Source organism: Streptomyces sp. ASQP_92, assembly GCF_025399895.1.
Lineage (GTDB): Bacteria > Actinomycetota > Actinomycetes > Streptomycetales > Streptomycetaceae > Streptomyces.
Window position 1 is genome coordinate 1 of the sequence record NZ_JAODUA010000072.1, and the last position, 299, is coordinate 299.

The 299-nt window shown below is 71.2% G+C and carries 1 protein-coding gene; it reads right to left on the reverse strand.

The features are described from left to right. Window positions 1-299 (reverse strand): sigma-70 family RNA polymerase sigma factor (locus tag N4G70_RS36950; RefSeq protein ID WP_261717166.1); only part of this gene is annotated, 299 nt, incomplete at both ends.

Genomic DNA, 299 nt, shown 5'->3' on the forward strand with positions numbered 1-299 from the left:
TCCAGCATGCCCGCGCGCAGCTTGGCGACGGTGCGGGTGAGGAGGCGGGAGACCTGCATCTGGGAGACGCCGAGGTGCTCGCCGATCTGGCTCTGGGTGAGTTCCTCGCCGAAGCGGAGCTGGAGCAACAGGCGCTCGCGGTCGGTGAGCTGGGCGACCAGGGGGGCCAGGGCCTGGAAGTCCTCGACGAGGTTCATGGCCGGGTCCTCGGCGCCGATGAAGTCGGCCAGGGCCGCCTCGCCGTTCTCGGCGTCGCTGGAGAGCGCGGCGTCCAGGGAGGCGGAGTTGTAGCCGTTGGC